The sequence below is a fragment of the Kribbella sp. HUAS MG21 genome (genome assembly GCF_040254265.1).
Lineage (GTDB): Bacteria > Actinomycetota > Actinomycetes > Propionibacteriales > Kribbellaceae > Kribbella.
This window is the reverse complement of the sequence record NZ_CP158165.1, coordinates 7673718-7692913: the sequence shown is the minus strand read 5'-3', so window position 1 is coordinate 7692913 and position 19196 is coordinate 7673718. Positions and strand designations below refer to the sequence as shown.

Genomic DNA, 19196 nt, shown 5'->3' with positions numbered 1-19196 from the left:
CCTGATGGGTGAAGCAAGGGCGAAGCAGTTGGCCGACCGGATCCAGGTGCTCGTCGCGGAGCTGCTGGAGCGCCGGGTCAAGGACCCGCGGCTCGGGTTCGTCACGGTCACCGACGCCCGGCTGACCGGCGACCTGCGGGAGGCCAGCATCTTCTACACGGTGTACGGCGACGAGCAGGCCCGCGCGTCCACCGCGGCCGCGCTGGAGTCGGCCAAGGGGCTGATCCGCAGCGAGGTCGGCAAGGCGCTCGGGCTGCGGCACACGCCGAGCGTGGCGTTCTTCCTGGACGCCGTACCGGAGAGCGCCGGGCACATCGAGGAGCTGCTCGAGAAGGCCCGGATGGCCGACGCCGAGGTGGCCAAGGCCGCCGCGGGCGCGAAGCCGGCCGGCGACGCGGACCCGTACAAGCACAAGCCGGACGACGAGGACGAGCAGGACTGAGAACCGCTTTGAGCATGGAGCCGACCCCGGCCTTCACGCCGGCGTCCGACGGCATCGTGGTCGTCGACAAGCCGGCCGGCATGACCTCGCACACGGTCGTCGCCCGGATCCGCAAGCTGGCCGGCACCCGCAAGGTCGGGCACGCCGGCACGCTGGACCCGATGGCGACCGGCGTGCTGATCGCCGGGCTGAACCGGGCCACCCGGCTGCTCGGCCACCTGCAGCTGGCCGACAAGTCGTACGACGCGACGATCCGGCTCGGGGCGACCACGACGACCGACGACGCCGAGGGCGAGATCGTCAGCACCGCGCCGGTCGGCGGCGTGACCGCGGAGGCGATCTCGGCGGCCGTCGAGGGGTTCCGGGGCGAGATCGCGCAGGTGCCGTCGAAGGTGTCGGCGATCAAGGTCGACGGCCGGCGGGCCTATGAGCGGGTCCGGGCCGGCGAGGAGGTCGCGCTCAAGGCCCGCGCGGTGACCGTGTCGCGGTACGACATCCTCGACGTCCGGCCGGACGCCGACGGGATCTCGGTCGACGTCTCGGTGGACTGCTCCAGCGGGACCTACATCCGCGCCCTGGCGCGGGACCTCGGCACCGAGCTCGGCGTCGGCGGCCACCTGACCGCGCTCCGCCGTACCCGGGTCGGCGCCTTCGACCTGTCCGCCGCGCATTCGCTGGAGTCGCTGGCGAAGTCCTTCGACTGGCTGCCGATCGCGGACGTTGCCGCCGGCACCTTCCCGCGGTACGACGCCGACGAAGCCCAGGCCGCCGCGATCCGCACCGGCCGCCCGCTCCCGGGCCTGGACCTGCCGCCCGGCCAGACGGCGATGTTCGCCCCGGACGGCACCTTCCTGGCCCTCTACGAGCCCCACGGCCCCCTCGCGAAACCCACCGCGGTCTTCGTCGGCTGAAAACTGTCGGTGGCCCGGCGTAGCGTGCCGAGGCATGAAATACGGGTTCGTGATGGCGTACGGCGATGCGCGTGATGCGGCCGAGTTGGCGGTGCTGGCGGAGCGGCACGGGTGGGACGGGTTCTTCGTCTGGGAGTCGATCTGGGGGATCGACGCCTGGGTGATGCTCGGGGCCGCGGCGATGACGACGGAGCGGATCCGGCTGGGCACCATGCTCACGCCGTTGCCGCGCCGCAAACCGTGGGACGTGGCGGGGCAGACGTCGACCGTGGACAACCTCAGCGGCGGCCGGGTGATTCTCGCCGTCGGGCTGGGGGTGGCGGGGGAGGAGCGGTTCTGGTTGTTCGAGGACGATCCGGGGCGGAAGGTCCGCGCGGAGCTGATGGACGAGTCGCTGGAGATGCTGCAGCACCTGTGGCGCGACCAGCCGTTCGAGTTCACCGGCCGGTACTACCGGTCGCGGAAGATCGCCGAGCTGATGCCGCCCGCACCACCGCCGCCGGTGCAGCAGCCGCGGATCCCGACCTGGGTGGTCGGCGCCTGGCCGCGCCCGAAGTCGATGCGCCGCGCCGCGCTCCAGGACGGCTGGCTGCCCAACTACGTCGTACCGCCGGGCCAGGAGCGCGGTGAGTGGACGCCGGCGTTGCTGGCGGAGGGCGTCGAGTGGATCCGCCGCGAACGCGCCGAGCACGGCCTGACCATGGACGGCTACGACATCGTCGCCGAGGGCGCCACCTCCGCCGACGACGCCGACTCCGCCGCCACGGTCCGCCCCTGGGCCGACGCGGGCGCGACCTGGTGGATCGACGCCGACTGGTCCTCGATGGACCCGGCCGTCGTCCGCGCTGCCGCCGAACGCCGCCTCAAGGCCGGCCCGCCACGCGTCGACTGAGGGCCCGCTCCGAGGTGGGCACGTACGCTGGTGGGGTGCGTTCGCGACCGACGTTGGAGTGGGCCCCCGGGCCGGAAGTGCTGGCGTTGGAGCCTGGCCTGACGGACATCCGCCCGGTCGCGGAGAGCGTCGCCGCGGGGCGGGTCGTCGTACTGAGCGGCGCCGGGATCTCTACCGAGTCGGGCATCCCTGACTACCGCGGTGAGACCGGGAGCCTGCGGACGCACACGCCGATGACGTACGGCGACTTCACCGGGAGCGAGGAGGCGCGCCAGCGGTACTGGGCGCGCAGCCACCTCGGCTGGCGGACCATCGCGCGCGCCGCGCCGAACGACGGCCACCGCGCCGTCGCCGCGCTCCAGGCCCGTGGCTACCTGAGCGGCGTCATCACCCAGAACGTCGACGGTCTGCACCAGGCGGCCGGCGCCCGCGACGTCATCGAGCTGCACGGCAACCTCGACCGCGTGATCTGCCTCGGCTGCGGTACGACGTCAGCGCGCGAGGTCCTCGACCGGCGGCTGCGGGCGGCCAACCAGGCGTTCACCGCCGAGGCGACCCGGATCAACCCCGACGGCGACGTCGAGCTGCCCGACGACGTCGTCCGGACGTTCCGGGTGGTCCCGTGCACGGTCTGCGGCGGTGTCCTCAAACCCGACGTGGTGTTCTTCGGCGAGAACGTCCCGAAGAGCCGCGTCGAGCGCTGCTACCGGCTGATCGACGACGCGCGTGCCGTCCTCGTCCTCGGGTCGTCCCTGACCGTGATGTCCGGCTTCCGCTTCGTCCGGCACGCCGCGAAGGCCGGTACGCCGGTGCTGATCGTGAACCAGGGCGTGACCCGCGGCGACCCGTACGCGACGTACCGGGTGAACCTGCCGCTCGGCCTGGCGCTGACGCAGTTGGTCGCGGAAACCGTCGGGCCGAGCCACGCGTGAGGTGGCCCGGCCCGGGGTCCGCAGTACGGATTGGAAAGGGTCAGCGTTGCGCGCTGGTCCGTACGCGGTTCAGGGAGGCCTTCACGGCCTGGGGTGACGCCGCCGCCTTCTTGGCGAGCGCACGGGCCTCGGTCGCCCACGCGGCCTGCTCGGCGGCGGTGACGACGGCGGGTGCGCCGGTCAGCGTCTTGTAGGTGAGGGACGCGACACCGGCCTGTCCCTCGTAGCGCGGGTGGTAGTTCAGCGCCCGCAGCAGGTTGATGTCCTTGCCCTGGATCCAGGCCTGCCCGTCCGGCGCGCAGGCGTCGTGCCCGGTCGACGGCGTGAAGGTGTCGACGTACGTCGCTCCGCCGGCCGCGGCGGCCGACGCGACGGCCGCGTTCAGCGCCTCCTCGATCGAGTACAGGTACGCGTAGTCGCCGTCGGCGAACGGCAGGATCGACGGGCAGGTGCCGTGCTCCGGCGCGATCTTCGGGTAGCCGATCAGCAGGATCGTCGCCTGCGGCGAGCGGGCCCGGATGCCCTGGACGACGATCGCGATCCGGGTCTGGGTCTGCTTGATCTTCTCGCGCAGCGTGTCGACGCCGTTGACCGTGAAGTGCGCCTTGCACGGGGCGCCGGTCGGGTCCGCGGCACGCAGGCCGGGACAGGTGCCGATGATGTCGCCGAAGACGCCGAAGTCGTTGCCGCCGATGCCGAGCGTGACGAGGTCCGTGTCCGGGGTCAGCGCGTCGAACTGCGGCGCGGCCGTGCCGAGCGCGGTGCGTTGCGGCTGGGTCATGTTCGTGGTGTCGGCGCCGCCGCAGCTCACGTCGGTGAAGCGCCAGATGCCGAGCGCCGCGGCGAGCATCTTGGGGTAGTTGCTGTACGAGCGCGCGCAGCCGAGCGACAACAGGTCCGCCAGCGGGACGAACGGGGCCGAGGTGTACGAGTCGCCGAGCGCGACGTACTTCGTGAACCGCGGCGCCGAGGTAGCCGACGTGGTGCTCGCGTTGGCGTTGGCCGCCGGAAGACCGGTGACGAGCACGAGTGCCGCGCAGGCAGCGACCAGACGGCGTAGCTTCACAGGACCTCCCCAGGCTCACCGGTGCGCCGCCCACCCTAAGTTGAGTCACCACCTGATTACAAGGGGTGATCGGTGACCTGGTGCAGGCAATTCGCGGCGGGCATGGAATCCTGCTCTCATGCGTGTCTGGCACGGATTGGACGAGGTGGGCCCGGAGTTCGGGCCGTCGGTCGTCACCATCGGCAACTTCGACGGCGTGCACCGGGGTCACCAGGAGGTGCTCGCGCACGCCCGGGCGCGGGCGGCCGAGCTGGGCGGCCTGCCGGTGGTCGCGCTGACCTTCGACCCGCACCCGGTGCGGGTGCTGCGGCCCGACCACGCGCCGCTGATGCTCACCGGCACCGAGCAGCGTGCCGAGCTGCTCGGCAAGCACGGCGCCGACGCGGTACTGGTCCTCCCGTTCACCAGGGAGGTGTCGGCCTGGCTGCCGGAGGAGTTCATCGAGCGCGTGCTCGTGAACGCGCTGCACGCCAAGGCGGTCGTCGTCGGCGAGAACTTCCGCTTCGGTCACAAGGCCGCCGGTCACGTCGACACGCTCGTCCAGGCCGGCACGCAGTACGGCTTCCAGGTCGAGGGTCTCGGCCTGGCGGGGGAGCAGCAGCCCTGGTCGTCGACGTACGTCCGCAAGTGCCTGGCCGACGGTGACGTGGAGGCGGCCGCGCAGGCGCTCGGGCGTCCGCTGCGGGTGACCGGCGTGGTCGTCGAGGGCGACAAGCGCGGCCGCGAGCTCGGGTACCCGACCGCGAACATCCCCGCCGACCCGGGCGCCGCGGTCCCGCAGGACGGCGTGTACGCCGGGTGGCTCACCGTGCTCACGCCGGCGCCGGGCGCCCCGGCGTACCCGGATCCGCTGCCCGCGGCGATCAGCGTCGGCAGCAACCCGACCTTCGACGGCGTGGACCGCCGGGTGGAGTCGTACGTGCTGGACCGCGACGACCTCGAGCTGTACGGCGCCGAGGTCGCGATCGACTTCGTCGCCCGGCTGCGCGGAACGCAGATCCGGTTCGACACGGTCGACGAGCTGCTCGTGCAGATGAAGGCCGATGTCGCGGGGGCACGCCGGGTGCTGGCGGATTAGGGCTCGCCGTCCACGGACTGATACGCTGGCTGCTGCCGTCTGAACGGCCGCGGACAGAGAGTGCTCGGGTGAAGAAGCCCCGGTGCGCCGCGCAACGGAAATCGAGAGGAATCCTGTGCCATCTGTTGATGCCGCAACCAAGAAGCAGATCATCGGTGAGTACGCCACGACCGAGGGTGACACCGGGTCCCCCGAGGTCCAGGTCGCGCTGCTGACGCACCGGATCAGCCATCTGACCGAGCACCTCAAGGAGCACAAGCACGACCACCACAGCCGTCGTGGCCTGCTGCTGCTCGTCGGTCAGCGCCGCCGGCTGCTGAACTACCTGGCGAAGAAGGACATCAACCGCTACCGGTCCCTGATCGAGCGGCTCGGCCTTCGCCGATGACGTCGCGAGGAGCGGCCCCCGAAACCCGGGTGGCCGCTCCTGGCGTATCCACGCCCAGGTGTGGAACAACTGAATAAGTAGAACCACGTAAGACGTACGAGGCGACGCGAAGCGCGTGGCGGGAGGACGACCGGTCCTCGGTAGTGGCTTTCGGGTGCCACCAGGTGACACCCGCGGGCCTCGATCGAAGACCGGCACCCCGGAAGCTCGCGCCTCGCAGTCGTCACACTGTGAGAGAGGGGTATCCCGTGACGGGATCCACCGGTACGCCCATGGAGGGCACCGAATTCTCCGAGGCCGTCCTCGACAACGGCAGCTTCGGAACGCGCACCATCCGCTTCGAGACGGGCCGCCTGGCCCAGCAGGCCGCCGGCTCCGCGTCGGCGTACCTCGACGGCGACACGATGGTGCTCTCGGCCACCACGGCCAGCAAGAAGCCCAAGGACCAGTTCGACTTCTTCCCGTTGACGGTGGACGTCGAGGAGCGGATGTACGCCGCGGGCCGGATCCCCGGCTCGTTCTTCCGCCGCGAGGGCCGGCCGTCCGAGGAGGCCATCCTGACCTGCCGGCTGATCGACCGCCCGCTGCGGCCGTCGTTCGTGTCCGGCCTGCGCAACGAGATCCAGGTCGTCATCACGGTCCTGGCGCTGAACCCGGACAAGCTGTACGACGTGCTCGCGATCAACGCGGCCTCGATGTCGACCCAGCTGGCCGGCCTGCCGTTCTCCGGCCCGATCGGCGGCGTCCGCGTCGCGCTGATCGAGGGCCAGTGGGTGGCGTTCCCGACCCACACCGAGCTCGAGGACGCGGTCTTCGACATGGTGGTCGCGGGCCGGGTCACCGACGCCGGCGACGTCGCGATCATGATGGTCGAGGCGGAGTCCACCCCGGGCACCTTCGAGGCCGTCGCGAGCGGCACCCAGGCGCCGACCGAGGAGATCGTCGCCGAGGGCCTGGAGGCCGCCAAGGGCTTCATCAAGACCCTGGTCGAGGCGCAGGCCGACCTGGCCGCGCGGGCCGCGAAGCCGACCGGCGAGTTCCCGGTCTTCCCGGACTACGCCGACGACGCGTACGCCGCGGTCGAGGCCGCCGCGACCGAGGAGCTGTCGCAGGCGCTCACGATCGCCGGCAAGCACGAGCGTGAGGACGCCACCGACGCGGTCAAGGCCGCCACGGTGGACAAGCTGGCCGCCGACTTCGAGGGCCGCGAGAAGGAGCTGTCCGCGGCGTTCCGCTCGCTGACCAAGAAGCTGGTCCGGCAGCGGGTGCTGAAGGACAAGGTCCGCATCGACGGCCGCGGCCTGACCGACATCCGGCCGCTGAAGGCCCAGGTCGGCGTGCTCCCGCGGGTGCACGGCTCGGCGCTGTTCGAGCGCGGCGAGACCCAGATCATGGGGGTCAGCACGCTGAACATGCTGCGGATGGAGCAGCAGCTCGACACGCTCTCCCCGGAGACCCGCAAGCGGTACATGCACAACTACAACTTCCCGCCGTACTCGACCGGTGAGACCGGCCGGGTGGGTTCGCCGAAGCGCCGCGAGATCGGTCACGGCGCGCTGGCCGAGCGTGCGCTGGTACCGGTGCTGCCGTCCCGCGAGGACTTCCCGTACGCGATCCGGCAGGTCTCCGAGGCCCTCGGGTCGAACGGCTCGACCTCGATGGGTTCGGTCTGCGCCTCGACGCTGTCGCTGCTGAACGCCGGTGTGCCGCTGAAGGCCCCGGTCGCCGGCATCGCGATGGGCCTGATCTCCGGTGAGGTCGACGGCAAGGAGGAGTTCGTCGCGCTGACCGACATCCTCGGCGCCGAGGACGCGTTCGGCGACATGGACTTCAAGGTCGCCGGCACCAAGGACTTCGTCACCGCGCTGCAGCTGGACACCAAGCTGGACGGCATCCCGGCCAGCGTCCTCGCGGGCGCGCTGAAGCAGGCCAAGGACGCCCGGCTGACGATCCTGGACGTGATGGCCAAGGCCATCGACGCGCCGGGTGAGATGAGCGAGTTCGCGCCGCGGGTGATCTCGGTGAAGGTCCCGGTCGACAAGATCGGCGAGGTCATCGGCCCGAAGGGCAAGATGATCAACCAGATCACCGAGGACACCGGCGCCGACATCTCGATCGAGGACGACGGCACGGTGTACATCGGCGCGACCGACGGCCCGTCGGCCGAGGCCGCCCGGGCCGCGATCAACGCGATCGCGAACCCGACGATGCCGGAGAAGGGCGAGCGCTACCTGGGCACGGTCGTGAAGACGACCAACTTCGGTGCGTTCATCAGCCTGCTGCCGGGCAAGGACGGCCTGCTGCACATCTCGAAGCTGCGTCCGCTCGCCGGTGGCAAGCGCGTCGAGGCGGTCGAGGACGTGCTGTCGGTCGGCCAGAAGCTGCAGGTCGAGATCGCCGAGATCGACGACCGCGGCAAGCTCTCGCTGATCCCGGTCATCGAGGGTGACGAGCAGCAGGACGACAAGAAGGCCGAGGCCGAAGCGGCGGAGTGACTCGCGCGATCACGAGTACCCTCCTGAGCCCGGAGGCGGGCGGTCCGGTGAAACGGACCGTCCTGCCCTCCGGGCTTCGGGTTCTCTCCCAGTCCGTACCGGGCTTCCGCTCGGTCACGTTCGGCGTGTGGGTCGGCGTCGGCTCCCGCGACGAGCCGGAGCAGCTGGCCGGCGCGACGCACTTCCTCGAGCACCTGCTGTTCAAGGGCACCGAGCGCCGGGACGCGCTGGAGATCTCCGCCTCGATCGACGCGGTCGGCGGCGAGATGAACGCGTTCACCGGCAAGGAGTACACCTGCTACTACGCGCGGGTGCTGGACTCCGACCTGCCGCTCGCGGTCGACGTCGTCTGCGACATGATCACGTCGGCCACGCTCACCGAGGCCGACGTGGAGAGCGAGCGCGACGTCATCGACGAAGAGATCGCGATGCACGCCGACGAGACGTCGGACCACATCCACGACCTCTTCGCCGAGCAGCTCTGGGGGAAGTCGCCGCTCGGCCGGTCCATCACGGGTACGACGGAATCGGTCGCCGGCCTGTCCCGCCGCCAGGTCGTGGGCTGGTACCGGCGCCGCTACAAGCCCTCGAACATCGTGGTGTCGGTCGCGGGCAACGTCGATCACGCGGACGTGGTTCGCCTGGTTCGCAAGGCGTTCGAGCGTCACTGGGTGACGGCCGAGGCCGAGCCGGCGCCCGTACGTCGTGGGTCCGCCAGGCCCGTGCCGACGTACGGCGGGGTGCGGGTGCATCATCGCGACGTCGAGCAGGCGCATCTGGTGCTCGGGATGCCCGGGCTGGTGCGTAGCGACGAGCGCCGGTACATCGCTGGTGTGCTGCACGGGATCGTCGGCGGCGGTATGTCGTCGCGGCTGTTCCAGGAGGTGCGGGAGAAGCGCGGCCTGGCGTACTCGGTGTTCACGTTCGGTTCGGCGTACGCCGACTCCGGCATGGTCGGCGTCTACGCGGGCTGTCTGCCGAAGAAGGCGCCTGAGGTCCTGGACGTGATCCGTGGCGAGCTCGAGGCGATTGCCAACGGCAACATCACGCCCGACGAGCTGCTCCGCGGCAAGGGCCAGATGCGCGGCTCGGTGGTGATGGGCCTCGAGGACACCGGCGCGAAGATGACGCGGATCGCGAAGGCCGAGCTCGTCTACGGCGAGCTACCGACGGTCGACGAGATCCTGCGCCGCATCGACTCCGTCACGCTCGACGACGTCACCCAACTGGCGGCCGACCTGTACGCCGGTGCTCCGGCGCTGACCGTGATGGGGCCTTTCAAGGAAGACACCACCGCGTTCACGCTGTAGCGCTCACGCGAGGTCGAGCAGCGCGAGGAAGGCTGTCGCGGCGGGGGAGCGACCCGCGGCGCTCCACACGACGTACTCGATCCGGCCGGGCGCTTCGGTGATCTCGACCGTGGCGACGCCGCTCAGTTGCGGCGCGTACGTCGACGCGAACAGGGCGACGGCGAGCCGCTCGCTGACGAGCCGGGCCATCAGCTCCGCCGTGCTCACCTCGAACGCCACGTCGCGAGTGAGACCAGCGGATTCGAAGGCCTGGTCGCTCTGCAGCCGGCCTGCGGTCCGCGGCGGCAGGTCCACGAACACCTCACTCGCGAGCCGCTCCAGGGTCACCGACGACTCGCCCGCCAACGGGTGGTCGGGCGGCACCACGGCGACCAGGCGGTCGCGGGCGAGTTCACGCGTCTCGACGCCGCGCGGCCGCGCGGACGTCGGTAGGCCGAGGAAGGCCACGTCGATCACGCCTTCCTTGACCTGCTCGGCCAGCTTCTCGCTCGCGCCCACGCGCAGCGAGATCCGTACGTCGGGGTACTCGCGGCGGAAGTCGCGCAGCGCCGCCGGGATGTCGACCGCGGCGACGGTCGGGATCAGGCCGACGGCGAGCCGTCCGCGCACCTGGCCGACGGCCGCGGCTGCCTCGGCGGCAGCCAGTTCGGCGGCGGCCAGGCACTGGCGCGCGGCCGGGAGGAACGCGGAGCCCGCGGCCGTCAGGCGGACGCGGCGGCTGGTGCGGTCGAACAGCCGCGCGCCGAGCTCCCGTTCCAGCCGGGCGATCTGGTGGCTGAGCGCGGACTGCACCACCAGGCAGCGTTCGGCGGCGCGCGTGAAGCTGTTGGTCTCGGCGACGGCGACGACGTACCGGAGTTGCTGGAGTTCCACGGAACTATCTTGAATCACGATCGATGCGGTGACAAACATGTGTTGGACTCATTGATCTGCGCGCCCTGACACTGCTGGTGTGACTACTCAAGACCTCACCACGCGACCGCCGACCGGCGGGCAGTCGACCGGCCGGGCCTGGCTCGGGGTCGCCGCGATCACGGCCAGCCTCTTCGTCTTCCTCACCACCGAACTGATGCCCGTCGGCCTGCTGACGCCGCTGAGCACCAGTCTGCAGGTATCGCTCGGCGTCGCCGGCCTGATGGTGACGCTGTACGGCGTCTCGGCCGGCCTCGGCGTGCCGTTCATCGTGGCCTGGACCCGGCGGGTGAACCGCCGCGTGCTGCTGACCGTGCTGCTCGCGATCCTCACCCTGGGCAACCTGGTCACCGCCGTGTCGGCCAGCTTCCCGCTGGTACTCGCCACCCGGCTGTGCATGGGGTTCGCCAGCGGGGTCTTCTGGGCGATCGGCGTCAGCATGGCGATGCGGCTGGTGCCCGAACGCCACGCGAGCCGGGCGGCGGCGATCGTCATGTCCGGGATCTCGGTGGCCGCGGTCGTCGGCATCCCGCTGGGCATCTTCCTGGAAAGCCGGACCGACTGGCGGACGACGTTCCTCATCTGGAGCGGCCTGAGCCTGCTCGTCGGCCTCGCGGTCGCGGTCGTCATCCCGTCGCTGCCGTCGAACAACGCCGTACCGGTCCGTGCGGTGTTCGCGTTGCCGCTCACCAACGTCCGGCTGCGGCTCGTGATGGTGATGGTCGTGCTGTTCGTGCTGGGACAGTTCGGGGCGTACACGTTCGTCCGGCCGTTCCTCGAGGACAGGTCGTCCGCCGGACCGGCGACGATCACCGCACTGCTGATGATCTACGGCGCCGGGGGAGCGGCCGGGAACTTCCTCGCCGGGCACGTGGCGTCGCGGAACTTCCGTACCGGCTTCGTGGTGGGCTGCGCCGGCGTCACGGCGTCCCTGCTGCTGTTGCTGACGATCGGCCGGTGGACGGTCGGCCAGGTTCTCGCGCTCGCGCTCTGGGGGATCGCGTTCGGCGTCGTCCAGCTGTGCCAGGTGAACCTGACGCAGGCCGCGGCCCCGGAAACCTTCGAAGCCGCGATGTCGCTCAACACGATGGCCTACAACACTTCGATCGCCCTCGGCGCCCTCTTCGGCGGCTTGTTCGCCGACCACGCCGGAGTCACCACCGTCATGTACTTCGGCGCGGCCCTGACCGCAGCCGCACTCATCGTCGCTTTGACCGCGGGCCGCAGTAAGCTGAAGCCCACACACGTCACCACGTGATCTGCCCCTGGATTCCTCTCCGAACGGGATCGCACGCATTTGACGGCCGACGTGAGCCGCGCTGAATCCCCAGCGCGGCTCCGGCCTGCTCTGCGTGAAGAGGAATCCTCGTGCTCGACGCCGTCCGTACCGCCCGCGACTCCCTGGCCGACGCTGTCCGGATCACCCCCGGCCGGCTGGCGACGTACTCGCTGCTCCAACTCGTGCTGGCGGTCTTGCCCGGCGCGCAGGTGGTGCTGATCCGCGACCTGGTCGAGGCGGGTGAGCCGTGGCCGCCGTTGCTGGGGCTGACGCTGGTGGTCGGGGCGATGTATCCGCTGACCCAGGTGTCGAACGCCGCCGGCCAGCGGATGATGCTCCGGCTGCGGCTCGCGCTGCGCGTCGAGCTGGCCCGGGCGGCGTCCCGGCTCAGCCCGAGCCGGCTGGCCGAGCCCGATGTGGTGCGCGACCTGGAAGCGAGTCAGGCGGCGACGCATCCGATGAGCGACGTGGCGGGGAAGCCGGTGCAGGTGCTGAGTGCGGCGGCCACGTCGGTGGTTTTGTGCGTGACGATCGCCTCGATCAACCTGGTGTCGGGGCTGCTCGTGCTCGCCGCGTTGGTGCCGACCGTGGTCGCGTTCACGGTGATCTCGCGGATGGAGGCGAAGGGCTGGCCCGAGGTAGCGGGGCACGAGCGCAAGGCGGCGTACGCGACCGAGCAGCTGGTCCAGCAGCGGCCGGGGACGGAGCTGGCTGTTCTCGGGTCCGGGTGGAAGGTGGCCGAGCTCGTCGCCGGCGGTCGCGCGAAGGCGACCTGGGTCCTCGATCGGATGATTCGTACGGCGATGCTGTGCGAGCTCGCCGCGGCGCTCGCGACGGTGTTGCTGTTCGGGGGAGCGCTGGTCGCGCTGGTGCTCGGAGGTGCGTCCGGGGGAGCGGCGGCCGCGGCGGTGGCCGGGACCATTACCGGGCTGAACGCGATCCGGCAGTGCGGATACGCGTTCGGCAGCATCGTCACCGCCGCTCCGCAAGCCGCGATCTACCGCCGGTTCGTCGGCAGCGTTCCGGACAGCGGACCGCGCGTCGTCGTACCGTCCGTCGAGTCCGTTGCCCTGGACAACGTCAGCTTCAGCTATCCGGGCGCCGCCGCACCGACGCTGTCCAACGTGTCGATCGAGGCACGCCGCGGCGAACTCGTCGCCTTGGTTGGCGTGAACGGCGCCGGGAAGTCGACCGCGATCAACCTGCTCGTCGGCGCGCTACGCCCGGACCGCGGCACGGTGCTGATCGACGGCACCGACGCCGCCACGATGACCGAGACCGAACGGCTCGCACACGTCGGCCTGCTCGTGCAGGAGTTCGGCCGTTTCGAGTTCACCCTGCGCGACACCGTCGCCCTCGGCTCGCCGTACGACGTCACGGACGACGAGGTGCGGGCCACACTGGCCGGAACCTTCGCCGCGCATCACCCACTGGACACCCAGCTCGGCCAGCAATGGGCCGGCACCGGCATCTCCGGCGGCCAGTGGCAACGCCTCGCACTCGCCCGCACCCGGCTGCGAAACGCCGGGGTCTGGATCCTCGACGAGCCCACCTCGGCAATCGACGCCGAAGCCGAACAGGAGATCTTCACCGACCTCCGCCGGACCAGCGCGACCCGTGTCACCCTCGTCGTCTCGCACCGCGCCTGGACGCTGCGTGCCATGGACCGCATCTACGTGCTCGACCACGGCACCGTCGTCCAGCAGGGCAGCTACGACGAGTTGATGGCGTGCCCGGACGGGCGGTTCGCGCGGTTGTTCGCCGCGCAACAGCAGGGTTGACCTAGCGGAGTGAAGTGAACACTCAATGCTCAGGGGTAGTGCGCAACTGTGCGCAGTGTGGGTGTTTCGGTCGGATTTGTTGTGTCATCAGATGACTCTGGCGTGTTGTTCTGATTAAGTGAGCCTTCGGTTGCTGTCGTGCGGCTGGTCGTCTGAGGTCTTGGGCAAGTAACGCCTGCGTTACGCGCCGCCATTTTGTGCCTGACAACGTTGACATGCGCAGTTTCGACCAGCCACCATGACGCTTGATCCGCCCGCCTAGCGGCCCTCCCGCCGAGGAAGTTGGTAGAACCCGTGCGACGTCTGACTGGGGTAGTGGGGGCAGCACTCGGCCTAGCGCTGGTGCTCGCCTCGTGTGGGGACGGCAAGAGCAGCGCTGATGGCAGCGGCTCCGGCAGCAAGAGCGAGGTCATCGCGATCGCTGCCGACCCGCTGGAGTACATCAACCCGCTGAACGAGAACGGCAGTCCGGGGATCCAGGTGGCGATGGCGATGTTCGCGCCGCTGGTGACCACCGACCCGGAGACCGGCAAGCTGCAGAACGTGATGGCCGACTCGGTCACGCCGGACAAGACCAGCCAGACCTGGACGATCAAGCTCAAGGCCGGCAACACCTTCCAGAACGGCCAGCCGCTGACCGCGAAGGACTACGTGGACAGCTGGAACATGACCGCGATGGGCTCGAACGCCTGGAAGAACAACGGCTTCTTCTCCAAGGTCGACGGGTACGATGCCCTGAACCCGCCGACGCCCGACGGCGCCACGCCGAAGCCGACCGCGGTCAAGACGCTGAGCGGACTGAAGCAGATCGACGACCTGACGTTCTCGGTGAAGCTGAAGGTGCCGTTCTCGCAGTTCGGTCTCACCCTGCAGTACCTCGGCCTCGCGCCGCTGCCGGAGGAGGTCCGGAAGAACCCGGACGCCTACAAGCGCAAGCCGATCGGCAACGGCCCGTTCAAGCTGGCCGCCGAGTGGAACGCCGGTGACGACATCAAGCTGGCCAAGTGGGACGGCTACAAGGGCCCGCAGGTCCCGCAGGCCGACGAGATCACCTACCGGTTCATCCCGAACGCGGACACCGCGTACAACGAGTTCCTGGCCGGCAACGTGGACTTCGTCGACGTGCCGTCGACCAAGGTGAAGAGCTTCAAGACCGACGCCCCGGACCAGTGGGTGACCAGCATCAGCTCGGGCGCCAACTACCTGGTGATCCCGGCCTGGGACCCGCGGTTCAAGAACCCGAAGCTGCGGCACGCGTTCTCGATGGCGATCGACCGGAAGGCCTTCGCCGACCTGGTCGGGCTGTCCGAGCCGGCCAAGGGCCTGGTCGCGCCGGACATGGCCGGGTACCGCGACAACGCCTGCAAGTACTGCGAGTTCGACGCCGCCAAGGCCAAGCAGCTGCTGCAGGAGGCGGGCGGCTTCTCGGGGCCCCTGAACCTCAACTACAACACCACGTCGGCGACCGGGCAGATCTTCGCCGAGGCGATCGGCAACATGCTCCGGCAGAACCTCGGCCTCGAGGTGAAGTACACCGGCAAGCAGGGTTCGGAGATCACCGAGCTGGCCGACTCCCGCAAGCTGGACGGCCTGCGGTTCGGCGGCTGGGGTCACGACTACCCGTCGATCGAGGACTACCTGACGCCGATGTTCAAGTCCAACGGTGACGCGAACTTCTCCGGGTACGCCAACCCCGCGCTGGACGCCGTACTGGCCAAGGGCGACGCCGAGCCGGACCCGGACAAGGCGATCAAGCTGTACCAGCAGGCCGAGGACATCGCGCTCGAGGACATGCCGCTGATCCCGCTGTACACCAAGTCGAACGCGTATCTGCACTCGGCCAAGATCGAGCCGCGGGTGTCGAAGTACACCGGCGTCTCGGCGCTCTGGGCCACGTTCAAGTGATCCGTTTCGTCCTGCGGCGCATCCTGGCGGCGATTCCGATCGGACTGGTCGTCACCCTGGGGGTCTTCGCGCTCGTCTTCGCGATGCCCGGAGACCCCCTGCGGGAGCTGGCCGGCGACAAGCCGATCCCGGCCGCGGTACTGGCCGCCAAGCGGGCGCAGTACCACCTGGACGACCCGTTCATCGTCCAGTACCTGCTGAGCATGAAGGACATCCTGACCGGCAACTTCGGGACCACGTTCGCGGGCGCGGACATCGCCGACCAGCTCCGGCTGCGGATCCCGGTGACCCTGAAGCTGACGCTGCTGGCGAACGCGTTCCAGTGGACGCTCGGCCTGATCTTCGGCATCTACGCCGGGTTCAAGCGGAACGGCTGGATCGACCGGTCGTTGCTGCTGGCAACGCTCGTGCTGCTCGCCGTGCCGGGCCTGGTGGCGTACTTCGCCGCGCAGTACCTGTTCGGGGTGGAGCTGAAGTGGTTCCCGGTGTCCGGGGTGCTCGAAGGGTTCCCGCGCTCCTACCTGCTGCCCGCGCTGGTGATCGGCGTGCTCGGGTTCGCCGGTCTGGCCCGGCTGCTGCGGACGTCGATCGTGGAGACGGTGAACGCCGACTTCGTGAAGACCGCGCGGGCCAAGGGCCTCGGTGAGCAGCGGGTGCTGTGGCGGCACATCCTGCCGAACGCGCTGCTGCCGGTGGTCACGTTCATCGGGCTCGACCTGGCCGGCATGTTCGGCGGCGCGATCATCACCGAGAGCATCTTCAACCTGCCCGGGCTCGGCCAGTTCATGTTCCAGGCGATCAAGCTGAAGGAGGGCGGCGTGGTGGTGCTGCTGTCGACGCTCGCGTTCATCTCGTTCATCCTGATCAACCTGCTGGTCGACCTGCTGTACGGCGTCCTGGATCCGAGGGTGCGCAATGTCTGAACAGATCTCCGCGGCGGTCGGCGCCGAGGCACAGGAAATCGGCGACGGCCGCACGCTGTCCAACCGCGAGCTGCTGCGGGCCCTGCTGCGCAAGCCGCAGTTCGTGCTGTGCAGCCTGTTGCTGCTGGTGTTCTTCACGATGGCGGCGGTGCCGAAGCTGTTCACCTCCGTCGATCCGCGGTTCTGCGAGCTCACCAAGAGCCGGCAGGGCCGCGGTCCGGGGCACCCGTTCGGGTTCGACATCCAGGGCTGCGACTACTTCGCGAACGTGGTGTACGGCGCCCGGCCGTCGGTGCTGGTCAGCATCTGCGCGAGTTTCGGCGTGTTCGTGCTGGCCGGGTCGCTCGGCCTGCTGGCCGGGTACTTCCCGGGGTTCGTGGACGGCCTGATCTCGCGGACGGCCGACGTCCTGTTCTCGATTCCCGGCATCGTGGTCCTGATCGTGATCCTGAACTCGGTCGCGAACCGCAGCATCTGGATCATCGTCGGCGTCATCCTGCTGATCGGCTGGCCGGGCGGGATGCGGCTGATGCGGGCCACGGTGTTCTCGGTCCGCAACCGCGAGTACGTCCTGGCGGCCCGCTCGATCGGGGTGCCGCCGGTGCGGATCCTGCGCAAGCACGTGTTCCCGAACGCGATGGCGCCGCTGCTGGCGATGACCACGCTCGGCATCGGCGGCATGGTCGGGCTCGAGGCCGCGCTGACCTTCCTCGGGGTCGGCCTGCAGCCGCCGTCGATCTCGTGGGGCTCGCAGTTCGGCGTCGCGGCGTCGTACCGGGACACCCCGCACCTGTTCGTCTGGCCGGCGTTGTTCATCTCCACGATGACGATCTCGTTCATGATCATCGGCGACTCGATCCGGGACGCCCTGGACCCGAAGTTGATGCGATGAGTGACGTACTGCTGAAGGTCGAGAACCTGTCGGTCGAGTTCGACACGCCGCGGGGTCCGGTGCGGGCCGTGGACGGGGTGTCGTGGCAGGTGCGGGCCGGGGAGACGCTGGCGATCCTGGGGGAGTCCGGGTCGGGCAAGAGCGTCTCGACCCAGGCGCTGACCGGGATCCTGGAGATGCCGCCGGGCCGGATCGTGTCCGGTACGGCGGAGTACCGCGGCGCGGACCTGATCGCGATGACCGTGAAGGAGCGGCGGCGGATCGTCGGGGACCGGATCACGATGGTGTTCCAGGACTCGCTGTCCGCGCTGAACCCGGTGCAGTCGGTCGGCACCCAGATCGCCGAGTGCTACCGGGTGCACCGCGGGATGTCGAAGCGGGACGCGATGAAGCGCGCCGCGGAGATGCTCGACCAGGTGCGGATCCCGGCCGCGGCCACGCGGGTCCGGGACTACCCGCACGAGTTCTCCGGCGGCATGCGGCAGCGCGTGATGCTGGCGATGGCGCTCGCGCTCGACCCCGACGTACTGATCGCCGACGAGCCGACCACGGCGCTCGACGTGACCGTGCAGGCGCAGATCCTCGAGCTGATCGCGGAGTTGCAGGCCGAGCGGGACATGGGCGTGGTGCTGATCACCCACGACCTCGGCGTGGTCTCGGACGTCGCCGACAACGTGGTGGTGATGTACGCCGGCCACGTCGTCGAGCGCGCCGCGACGGCGGAGGCGCTCGAGCATCCGGTCCACCCTTACACCGAAGGCCTGCTGGGCTCGATGCCGTCGGCGGACCTCAAGGGCCGGGAGTTGCCGACCATCCCGGGGACGCCGCCGTCGCTGCGGGCGATCCCGTCCGGGTGTGCGTTCCGCACCCGGTGCCCGATCGCGATCGACGACTGCGCGGCCGAGGTACCGCCGCTGCTGACCGTCGCGCCGGGGCGGGACGCGGCGTGCATCCGGCGTACGACGCTTGCTGCCAAGGAGGCCGTATGAACGAGTTGCTGGTGGCAACGAACGTCGTGATGCACTACGACATCAGCCCGGCGCTGAGCTTCGGCGCGAAGACCGTCGTCCGGGCCGTGGACGGCGTCGACCTGACGCTGCGCAAGGGCGAGTCGCTCGGCATCGTCGGCGAGTCCGGCTGCGGCAAGTCGACGCTGGTCCGGCTGCTCGCGGCGCTGGAGAAGCCGACCTCGGGACAGATCTCCTATGGCGGGGTCGATATCAGCAAGCTGAAGGGCCGTGAGCTGCGGCGCTGGCGGCGCAACGTCCAGGTGGTGTTCCAGGACCCGTACTCCAGCCTGAACCCGCGGATGCGCGTCGGCGAGATCGTCGCGGAGCCGTTCGAGGTGCACCCGGACGTCGGCAAGGGCGTCGACATCCGGACCCGGGTCCGTGAGCTGCTCGAGTTGGTCGGCTTGCGGCCCGAGGACGAGTCGAAGTTCCCGCACCAGTTCTCCGGCGGCCAGCGGCAGCGGATCGGCATCGCGCGCGCGATCGCGCTCAATCCCGACGTACTGCTCTGCGACGAGCCGGTGTCGGCGCTGGACCTGTCCGTCCAGGCGCAGGTGGTGAACCTGTTGATGCGGCTGCAGCGCGAGCTCGGCCTGAGCATCATCTTCGTCGCCCACGACCTGTCCGTGGTCCGGCACGTCTCCGACCGGGTCGCGGTGATGTACCTCGGCAAGGTCGCCGAACTGGGCGAGCACCAGCACGTGTACGACGCCCCCGCGCACCCGTACACGCAGGCACTCCTCTCCGCCGAGCCCGGCCTCGCCCGCCAGGGCCGCCAGCGCATCGTCCTGGTCGGCGACCCCCCGTCACCGGTCATGCCCCCACCCGGCTGCCGCTTCCACACCCGCTGCCTACGCGCCGAGCCCAAGTGCAGCACCGACGTACCAGAGCTCCGCCAGCTCCCATCCGGCCAAACCGTCTCATGCCATTTCGCGGAGGATGCACAAACGTCCTACGCAACGGCCTGAGGGATAGCTGCC

Annotated in this window: 17 protein-coding genes; 15 read left to right on the top strand and 2 right to left on the bottom strand. The window is 69.9% G+C overall.

Annotated features, from left to right (window positions below):
• Positions 1-4: 4 nt before the first annotated feature.
• From rbfA to ABN611_RS37110, 4 genes are read left to right on the top strand one after another with little or no spacing between them, the layout of a single operon-like run.
• The gene (gene rbfA, locus ABN611_RS37125; RefSeq protein WP_350276979.1) at positions 5-442 is read left to right on the top strand and encodes a 30S ribosome-binding factor RbfA; all 438 of its coding nucleotides are present in this window, start codon (positions 5-7) and stop codon (positions 440-442) included.
• 14 nt (positions 443-456) lie between these two features.
• Positions 457-1353, top strand: coding sequence for a tRNA pseudouridine(55) synthase TruB (truB, locus tag ABN611_RS37120; RefSeq protein ID WP_350276978.1), 897 nt, complete (start codon positions 457-459; stop codon positions 1351-1353).
• Positions 1354-1387: 34 nt separating this feature from the next.
• Positions 1388-2245: an LLM class flavin-dependent oxidoreductase gene (locus ABN611_RS37115; RefSeq protein ID WP_350276977.1), complete on the top strand. Its 858-nt coding sequence runs from the start codon at positions 1388-1390 to the stop codon at positions 2243-2245.
• A 35-nt stretch (positions 2246-2280) separates the two neighbouring features.
• Complete coding sequence (locus ABN611_RS37110; RefSeq protein ID WP_350276976.1) at positions 2281-3177, top strand: NAD-dependent protein deacetylase; 897 nt, start codon at positions 2281-2283, stop codon at positions 3175-3177.
• Positions 3178-3217: 40 nt separating this feature from the next.
• Here the strand turns inward: ABN611_RS37110 and ABN611_RS37105 are convergent, their stop codons facing one another.
• Complete coding sequence (locus ABN611_RS37105) at positions 3218-4243, bottom strand: SGNH/GDSL hydrolase family protein (RefSeq protein WP_350276975.1); 1026 nt, start codon at positions 4241-4243, stop codon at positions 3218-3220.
• A gap of 118 nt (positions 4244-4361) precedes the next feature.
• On the opposite strand from ABN611_RS37105, the gene ABN611_RS37100 reads away from it, so the two are divergent.
• The 4 genes from ABN611_RS37100 (at position 4362) to ABN611_RS37085 (ending at position 9514) form a co-directional block, all read left to right on the top strand.
• Complete coding sequence (locus tag ABN611_RS37100; protein ID WP_350276974.1) at positions 4362-5321, top strand: bifunctional riboflavin kinase/FAD synthetase; 960 nt, start codon at positions 4362-4364, stop codon at positions 5319-5321.
• Between the two features lie 115 nt (positions 5322-5436).
• Positions 5437-5709, top strand: a complete 273-nt coding sequence (rpsO, locus tag ABN611_RS37095; protein ID WP_350276973.1) for a 30S ribosomal protein S15 — start codon at positions 5437-5439, stop codon at positions 5707-5709.
• Between the two features lie 272 nt (positions 5710-5981).
• Complete coding sequence (locus tag ABN611_RS37090; protein WP_350281735.1) at positions 5982-8204, top strand: polyribonucleotide nucleotidyltransferase; 2223 nt, start codon at positions 5982-5984, stop codon at positions 8202-8204.
• A 47-nt stretch (positions 8205-8251) separates the two neighbouring features.
• Positions 8252-9514, top strand: coding sequence for a pitrilysin family protein (locus ABN611_RS37085; protein ID WP_350276972.1), 1263 nt, complete (start codon positions 8252-8254; stop codon positions 9512-9514).
• Positions 9515-9517: 3 nt separating this feature from the next.
• Here the strand turns inward: ABN611_RS37085 and ABN611_RS37080 are convergent, their stop codons facing one another.
• Positions 9518-10387 carry a LysR family transcriptional regulator gene (locus tag ABN611_RS37080; RefSeq protein WP_350276971.1) on the bottom strand — a complete coding sequence of 290 codons (870 nt, stop codon included), beginning with the start codon at positions 10385-10387 and terminating at the stop codon, positions 9518-9520.
• A 79-nt stretch (positions 10388-10466) separates the two neighbouring features.
• Here ABN611_RS37080 and ABN611_RS37075 point away from each other — a divergent pair, with 79 nt between their 5' ends.
• The 7 genes from ABN611_RS37075 to ABN611_RS37045 all read left to right on the top strand — a co-directional run bounded on the left by ABN611_RS37075 (position 10467) and on the right by ABN611_RS37045 (position 19184).
• Positions 10467-11684 (top strand): MFS transporter, encoded by a 1218-nt coding sequence (locus tag ABN611_RS37075; RefSeq protein ID WP_350276970.1) that lies wholly within the window; start codon positions 10467-10469, stop codon positions 11682-11684.
• A gap of 110 nt (positions 11685-11794) precedes the next feature.
• Positions 11795-13486, top strand: a complete 1692-nt coding sequence (locus tag ABN611_RS37070; RefSeq protein ID WP_350276969.1) for an ABC transporter ATP-binding protein — start codon at positions 11795-11797, stop codon at positions 13484-13486.
• A gap of 294 nt (positions 13487-13780) precedes the next feature.
• Complete coding sequence (locus ABN611_RS37065; protein ID WP_350276968.1) at positions 13781-15391, top strand: ABC transporter substrate-binding protein; 1611 nt, start codon at positions 13781-13783, stop codon at positions 15389-15391.
• Positions 15388-16314, top strand: a complete 927-nt coding sequence (locus ABN611_RS37060) for an ABC transporter permease (RefSeq protein ID WP_350276967.1) — start codon at positions 15388-15390, stop codon at positions 16312-16314. The genes ABN611_RS37065 and ABN611_RS37060 overlap by 4 nt, the downstream gene beginning before the upstream one ends.
• Complete coding sequence (locus tag ABN611_RS37055; RefSeq protein ID WP_350276966.1) at positions 16307-17206, top strand: ABC transporter permease; 900 nt, start codon at positions 16307-16309, stop codon at positions 17204-17206. Before ABN611_RS37060 ends, ABN611_RS37055 begins: the two co-directional genes overlap by 8 nt.
• Positions 17203-18195: an ABC transporter ATP-binding protein gene (locus tag ABN611_RS37050; protein ID WP_350276965.1), complete on the top strand. Its 993-nt coding sequence runs from the start codon at positions 17203-17205 to the stop codon at positions 18193-18195. The genes ABN611_RS37055 and ABN611_RS37050 overlap by 4 nt, the downstream gene beginning before the upstream one ends.
• A 29-nt stretch (positions 18196-18224) precedes the next feature.
• The gene (locus ABN611_RS37045; RefSeq protein ID WP_350281734.1) at positions 18225-19184 is read left to right on the top strand and encodes an oligopeptide/dipeptide ABC transporter ATP-binding protein; all 960 of its coding nucleotides are present in this window, start codon (positions 18225-18227) and stop codon (positions 19182-19184) included.
• Positions 19185-19196 lie beyond the last annotated feature (12 nt).

Excerpts from the sequence above, each read along its gene's own strand:
- rbfA (WP_350276979.1), top strand. The coding sequence starts at position 5 with ATGGGTGAAGCAAGGGCGAAGCAGTTGGCCGACCGGATCCAGGTGCTC.
- truB (WP_350276978.1), top strand. The coding sequence starts at position 457 with ATGGAGCCGACCCCGGCCTTCACGCCGGCGTCCGACGGCATCGTGGTC.
- ABN611_RS37115 (WP_350276977.1), top strand. The coding sequence starts at position 1,388 with ATGAAATACGGGTTCGTGATGGCGTACGGCGATGCGCGTGATGCGGCC.
- ABN611_RS37100 (WP_350276974.1), top strand. The coding sequence starts at position 4,362 with ATGCGTGTCTGGCACGGATTGGACGAGGTGGGCCCGGAGTTCGGGCCG.
- ABN611_RS37090 (WP_350281735.1), top strand. The coding sequence starts at position 5,982 with ATGGAGGGCACCGAATTCTCCGAGGCCGTCCTCGACAACGGCAGCTTC.
- ABN611_RS37055 (WP_350276966.1), top strand. The coding sequence starts at position 16,307 with ATGTCTGAACAGATCTCCGCGGCGGTCGGCGCCGAGGCACAGGAAATC.
- ABN611_RS37050 (WP_350276965.1), top strand. The coding sequence starts at position 17,203 with ATGAGTGACGTACTGCTGAAGGTCGAGAACCTGTCGGTCGAGTTCGAC.
- ABN611_RS37045 (WP_350281734.1), top strand. The coding sequence starts at position 18,225 with ATGCACTACGACATCAGCCCGGCGCTGAGCTTCGGCGCGAAGACCGTC.